Origin of the sequence: Chitiniphilus shinanonensis DSM 23277 (genome assembly GCF_000374805.1) — a bacterium.
In the GTDB taxonomy this organism is placed as follows: Bacteria; Pseudomonadota; Gammaproteobacteria; order Burkholderiales; family Chitinibacteraceae; genus Chitiniphilus; species Chitiniphilus shinanonensis.
Genome location: NZ_KB895356.1, coordinates 59,576 through 66,512 on the forward strand (window position 1 = coordinate 59,576; position 6,937 = coordinate 66,512).

At 52.1% G+C, this 6,937-nt stretch carries 2 protein-coding genes and 2 pseudogenes; 2 read left to right on the forward strand and 2 right to left on the reverse strand.

Annotation, left to right across the window (positions count from 1 at the left end):
• Positions 1–392: 392 nt before the first annotated feature.
• Positions 393–1,574, forward strand: a pseudogene (locus tag C556_RS20950) (IS3 family transposase).
• 355 nt (positions 1,575–1,929) lie between these two features.
• Positions 1,930–4,398: a toll/interleukin-1 receptor domain-containing protein gene (locus tag C556_RS0117150; RefSeq protein ID WP_018749481.1), complete on the forward strand. Its 2,469-nt coding sequence runs from the start codon at positions 1,930–1,932 to the stop codon at positions 4,396–4,398.
• Positions 4,399–4,850: 452 nt separating this feature from the next.
• Here C556_RS0117150 and C556_RS23255 read toward each other — a convergent pair whose 3' ends face one another.
• Both C556_RS23255 and C556_RS20955 read right to left on the reverse strand, forming a co-directional pair.
• Entirely contained in the window at positions 4,851–5,909 is a 1,059-nt protein-coding gene (locus C556_RS23255; protein WP_157236243.1) for a hypothetical protein, read from the reverse strand.
• A gap of 438 nt (positions 5,910–6,347) precedes the next feature.
• Positions 6,348–6,710: pseudogene (locus C556_RS20955) on the reverse strand (integrase core domain-containing protein); the annotation flags it as partial.
• Positions 6,711–6,937: the final 227 nt, after the last annotated feature.

Sequence of the window (6,937 nt, forward strand, 5' to 3'; positions counted from 1 at the left end):
CATAACAAGAAGCCCCGCATGTGCGGGGCTTCTTGTTGGCAACACAATGAAAAATTGTGTGTCGTCGGGTGAAAAATTATGCGTCGCAAATGAAAAATTATCTGTCGCCCGACGACCAGCATCGGACGACAGATAATTTTTCATCTCATCAATGGCAAAATCAATGGCTTATAGGATAAAGCGACATCGGCCTATCCAAAATAGCGACACATAATTTTTCACTGCGGGCGAAACACGACGCATAATTTTTCACTCACGCATACAGTTGCAATAAACGCAGGTCTTCCGCGCTTCTTCGAGCTCCCCCGCTCCTGCGGGTTAGTCTGAGGTGCCTGCCGAATTTCGCCTTCCAACCATGACGTCGTAGGATCGACGAAACGGAAGGAAGCAAGATGAAGAGAATCCCGAAGCAGGAGTACACCGCCGAGTTCAAGGAGCAGGCGGTGAAGCGGATCGGTGAGGTCGGCAGTATCAGCCGTGTCGCCACGGAGTTGGGGCTGGTTGAGCAAACGCTGCGTAACTGGGCCAAGGCCGCGAAGGCCGGCAAGCTCAACCCGCCTGGCGCGCCGAAGATCACGGCCGAGCAGATGGAGATGTCGCGTCTGCGGGCCGAAGTCGCCCGGCTCAAGATGGAGTGCGACATCCTAAAAAAGGCAGCGGCGTACTTCGCCAAGGAAGTCCTGTGAAGTACGCCTGGATTCATGCCCAACGTGCCCACTACCCGCTGCCCGAGCTGTGCCGGGTATTGAACGTCAGCCTCAGTGGCTATCGGGCGCACCAGCGTGGCGGCAGCCCGAATCGGCAGCGTCCTGACGACGGCCAGGCACTGACGCTGATCCACACCATCCACGCCGAGAGCCGGCAAGCCTATGGCGCCCGGCGGGTGCATCAGGAGTTGCAAGGTCGCGGCCATCGGATCGGCTTGCGCCGAGTCGAGCGGCTGATGCGCGAACAGGGTCTGCATGGTCGCCACAAGCGTCGCTACAAGGCCACCACCAACTCGGCGCATGACCACCCGATTGCCGAGAACCGGTTGGCCCGCCAGTTCATGCCGAGCGCACCGAACCAGGTCTGGACGGGGGGACATCACCTATCTGCGAACCGACGAAGGCTGGCTCTACCTGGCCGTGGTGCTCGACCTGTTCAACCGCGAGGTGATCGGCTGGTCGCTGCAAGCACACATGACGACCGACCTGGTACTGAACGCGCTGACGATGGCGACCTTCCGGCGCAAGCCTGCAACCGGGGTACTGTTCCACTCCGACCGGGGCAGCCAGTACGCCAGTTACGCCTTCCGACAAAGGCTGGCGGCCGAGGGCATGGTGCAGTCGATGAGCCGCAAGGGTAATTGCTGGGACAATGCGCCGACCGAAAGCTTCTTCAACAGCCTGAAGAACGAGCCGGTACACGGCACCCGTTACGCCACGCGCGAGACGGCCAAGGCTGATGTGTTCCAGTACATTGCGGTGTTCTATAACCGGAGCCGCCGCCACTCCACACTGGGCTATCGCTCACCGGCTCAGTTCATGCAGGGCTGGCTGGCTGGGCAGGATGCTCAGAAAATGGCGGCTTGAGGACGGCAGGTTGGAAGGTGAAAAACTGCAGGCACCTCAGTCGACTACACTGCAGATTCTGGCGGATATGACCACCTGTTCTGATCACACGTGATCACATCGCTTATGACTTTTGCGCAGGCTACTGGCGACCTGATCGGCAACATTTGTCTGCAATTCGGCCAAAGCAGCTGTTTATGTCTCCTGGCTGCCGTGACCGTTGTCACGCGCGAAGCAGTCATCGACTCCATGGAGCACTTGCCGGGGCCAAGTAATCTGCGCCCCACCAAATGTACCAATAGTAGTCTATTCTTATGCACTGACTGCAACGGGCGGGCCTAGCCGGAAACTCCCGCAAAACTCCGAAGGATCATTGATGAAGGCCTTTCTATCGCACTCCAGCGCCGACAAAGTAAGCTACGTTGGCATAGTGGCCGCGCGCCTCGCGGCAGAAGATGTCGTTTATGACGAGCTCACGTTTGAGGCCGGTGAACAAACTCTCAGTGAGATCATTAGGGGCTTGGATGAAAGTGCTGTGTTCTGTCTATTCATTTCCAACAAAGCTCTTGACTCAGGATGGGTGCAACAAGAGGTAGATGGAGCGGCAGTTCGATTGAAGAGTGGGTCGCTCAAATTTATATATCCCATACTGATAGACCGAAGCGTAGCTCACGATGATCCACGCATACCAAAATGGCTTCGGGAAAACTACAATCTCAAGTTAGTCACCAGGCCCGTTATCGCTGCGCGCCGCATACAGCAGAAATTGCGACAAGCGAGCTGGGCAAAACATCCCAAGCTAAAAGAGCGCGCTAATGCTTTTGTGGGCCGCAATTCGCAGATTGAAGCGTTCGAACGCCGCTTCGATGACTACAGCCGATCTAAACCCGTGCTGTCAATCGTTGGCGGTCCCTCTTCGATAGGGCGCCGCGCGCTCATTTTGAGCGTATTGCGGAAGCTGGCACTTACGGGGCCAGACAAGGATTTTCCTATTCTGCCTTTCGACCGCAACGCGAGCATCGAAGACTTTATCCTCCGACTTATGGATCTTGGCATAGCTGCTGAGAGTTATGCCGATTTGAATTTGACTGAGCTAAATCTCGATGAAAAGGTGGCAATCTCGGTGAGATTGCTTCAGGAGCTGGCATCATTCAAAGAACGATTAATCTTGATTGATGAAGGAAGCCTCATAACCTTCGAACGAACATTGGCACCTTGGTTCGCATCCATCGTCAACCACCCTAGTCTAGTTGGCAAACCTTTAATGTTTGTTGCGTCGCGCTGGTCCCTTAATCCTGGCCCTGCTCGGGATCTGTCGTCCACAGTTTTTTCGTGTTCGCTAAGTGAACTGGATACGTCTGAACGCAAACGCCTTTTTGCTCGCCTTCTTGAAATTGAGGAAATTGTGCTGAGGAAAGAGGACTTTGAAACGTTTGCAGACCTCCTTCACGGATTCCCCGATGAGGTTTTTTTTGCCGTGGACCTAATCACACGATTCGGCATCAACGGCGCGCTGGATAGATCCAATGAGATCGTAGAGTTTAATGGCGAGAAGGCGTTGATGTTGTTGGCTCCCTTCGAGGGGAATGAAGCCACGCTCAACGTAATTCGACTCCTTGCACAATCGGAAGTATTCAGCATTGAGTTCCTATGCCAAGTATTCAACGAGGCAGGGCTTCTCGCCATCATCGGCACCCTTCTCTCGGAGCACGTGTGTGAGCTGGTCGGAGCAGAGGGAGAGTTCGTAAGGTTGGTAGATTCAGTCCGCGATTACGTAAAACGTAATAACCTTCGCTTGGCACCCGAGCTTCAAGACTCTGTAAAATCCGCAATTGAAGAAGATCTTCGTCGCGGAAACTGGGACAGCTACGACTCATCCCGAGTGGCATTCGTGGTAAAGAATGCTTTATCCAGCGGGCAGCCCCTCGAACCTAGGTTTATGATTCCTTCGCACATACTGCGTGCCATCAAAGATCTTTACTATGATCGTGGGAATTTAAAGCGCGCAGTTCATTTGGCAGACCTCTTACTGGAAAAAGAGCGAAACCTCGACCCTCAGATTGTTCAGGATGCGCGTTACTACCTTTGTCTGGTGCTCGCCCGACTGAGAGATCGCCGTGTTTTGAGCGAGGTGCAGCGCATTCACGGAAATGAACATCACTTCATTCTTGGTTACTACTATCGCTTGGTCGGCCGGCAACGTGACGCCATTGAACATCTCAAGAAGGTTTTGGACGCAGCGTTTGTTGGTGATCGGGCTAAACGGGAGCTCGTTGAAGTTCTCCTGCAGATGGAGCAGTTCGATGAAGCGCGAGTGCTAGCAAAAAAGAACTATGAGGAGAACCGGACAAACCAGTTCCACATCCAAGCGTACTTCCGAGCTCTGGTGCTAGGCAGTAACCCAGAACAACATGTCGCCCAGCTTGAGGGGCTTTGCTCCGAGCTGGAAGCCGTAGGCAGCGATCAGGCTCGTCAGATGGCAATGATTGGGCGGGCACTCATGACTGCCCGGTGCGAGCATGACCGCCGAGCTCTCGACCTCGCCGACGACGCTATTGCGGCGTTCCCCAACATTGTCTACCCGGTACTTGCGAAGTTCGACATTGGTCTGAGCTTCCGTAGCCTGCCTGCCATGCAAGACGCGTTGAACCGCCTGGAGGCTCGGGAGAGAGAAGGAGTGGCCTTGTCTGCGAGGACGCTCGTAATGCATCGTGCCTATTTTTTAGCAGTTCAAGGCAATCTGGTTGAGGCACAGAGAAAGGGTGCCGAAGTTGTAACGAATTTTACGGATGATGCAAGTGCGAGGTTTTTCGAGAAGCTCGCAATGCTAGCGTCTGCCGGGTAGGAAACGGAGCGGGATGGGGTTTGCGCATAGTTGGGGCCAGAAGTGGGTCAGTTCTGGATGATCGTCAACACTGCGGTTTAGCTCTGATGAATAGGAGCACTTAACCAACTCGTGGCGCAGTGTTGGTTCAATGTTTTATTCGTCGAATTTTTCCAACAAGAAGCCCCGCACAAGCGGGGCTTCTTGTTGGACGCACAACGAAAAATTGTGTGTCGTCGGGTGAAAAATTATGCGTCGTAAATGAAAAATCAACACCTTACGAGAACAAACGACATCAACCCTCCCCCAACAACGACACATAATTTTTCATTGCACGCAAAACACGACGCGTAATTTTTCATACGTGATTGTGGCCCCAGCCGATGATGGCCGTGTGGCCCAAGGAGTTGAGAAGAAGTACCAGCCATGAATTAAAGGCCGAAAAATTTGATGGGGTTTTATCGCAAAGGCAGTTAATTATAAACACATGCCTTTACCACATACTTAATACTGCTTCCGCGCCCTTCCTGAACTAACACGTTTCCACGATCCAAATATGCCAAAGGCGTATTTGACGATATGCCCTTGCATGAATGACCGACTCTAAACTCAAGCAAAACAAGAGCACTGTTTAGGTGCACATTCGGAATTGATGAATACACAACAGGGGTCAAACCAAGCAACTGAAATATCAAGACACTTATCGCAAATGTTCCAATGGGCCGGGAAAAAATATAAACAGCCCCCCAAAAATCATCAACAATATCAGTCTTTTTCTTCTTCCCTATAACAAGCCTCCAAAACAAGCTTGCAAAGCTTGCATTTACAGCGCCAGGTACACTTCCAGCGACTGATCTTACAACGACCTGAAAAACCAAAAGAAATAATAAAAAAATCATTTGAAATAGGGCAAGAAACCCAAGTAATAAGGCCACAACTGATAGCAATATTACTGGATAGAGGGCCACACTGAGGACGTTGGAAAAATCAGGGAAAAATTTTGGATCCACATGAACAAGCGAATGTGTTATCTGTTTCGATGCTGCGAAGGAAATAAAAGCAGCAGCAGCGCCAACACCCCACCTAGCCCATTTTGCAATTGAAACGAACCATTCATATTGGTACAAATAACTCAGCCTTTGCCATGAATCGACTACGACAGCCGAAAAAAACACCATCGTCATCGGATAAAAAACAAGATTAATTGCAAAGTTGCTTCCCGAAAAAAAGATTGTTGCCGCAACAAAAACAAGACAAAGCAAGGAGGTCAACCCATATAGGAATTTTGCCGTCGCCCCCACTTGAAACGCTTTTCTAATCCTCCTGATTCGACGAACATGCGACCTTAATTTCGGAAACTCTAATACACGAAACAATCGTTTAACGTGCAAAACGCAAGACCAAATCAGCAATAAGCCAACTACTGCCGCAGGGATAATTGGCAACACCCTAGATAATAACACCAAACCAAGCAATACCGAACAACCAAATATTTTTCGCCTTAGCTCAGTTGAACCAATATAAACAAGCATGCCCTGTATTTTTGGTAACATTAATTTATCTCAGATAGATGACTCGAGAAAGAGGATGTTGCATACCTAACCTAGCAAAGAGATAGATGCGTAACCTTTGGCTGTCAAGTCCAGAAGCTTCCGGACCTCTCGCCACCATTTGCAGCGCCTTGAGTTTATCTCGATCGATTAACCGGGCTTGTATCCCAGTCCACGTGGCCTCAGCCAAATCTGCATCGACCGAATTACCCACAAAAGTACTTCTTCAGGGGCACAGCCCAGCTGCTGCAGACATAGGCATAGATTCTCGGGTCGGGTTTGATTACCCCTACTTCAAAGCTCCGAGCCTAGAAGTCGAGAGGGAGGCCAAGCTGAGCCAGAATCGGCGCGGCGCGTAGGGTTAAGTTACCACCACGCTGAGGGTGTCGCGGAGCTGCTATTGATGCCTCGCAACAGTGGCTAATTGTCCAGTCCCGCTCGATTGATTACCCGTTTCTTGAATAGCTCGGGCTTCTGTTTCTGCCAATCCTTCATCGCTTGAAGGGGCGTCCGGTGCTGCAGGGCCAGCTGGGGCAGGTGCTGGTTGTAGAGCCAGACGTAGCGGGTCAGCGTTTGTGCCAAGTCTTCACCGCTGTTGAAGCGGTGCGTGGCCAGCACCTCGCTGATCCGGCCGTTGAAGCGCTCCACCATCCCGTTGGTTTGCGGATGGCGCGGCCTGGTCAACCGGTGCTCGATGCCCAACGCGGCACACAGCCGGTCGAACTCATGCTCGCCACTGGCCTGCTTTTGCTTGTTGAACAGCCGATCCGTGAATTCGCTGCCGTAGTACCTGCAGAATAGTGGTCAACCATCGTCAGGCTCCGCATCCTTCAGTTGCGACCTGAACAGATGGAGGATGCCGAGATGGTTGACCAGATCAATACTGCGCGCCCACAAACCTGGGTGGCAATCGATATAGCCAAGCAGTTTCATGCCGTCCTGATTGAAACACCGGATGGCAGGCTGCAACGTTTCAAGATGGCATCCTCGGCCTGCGAACATGACCGATT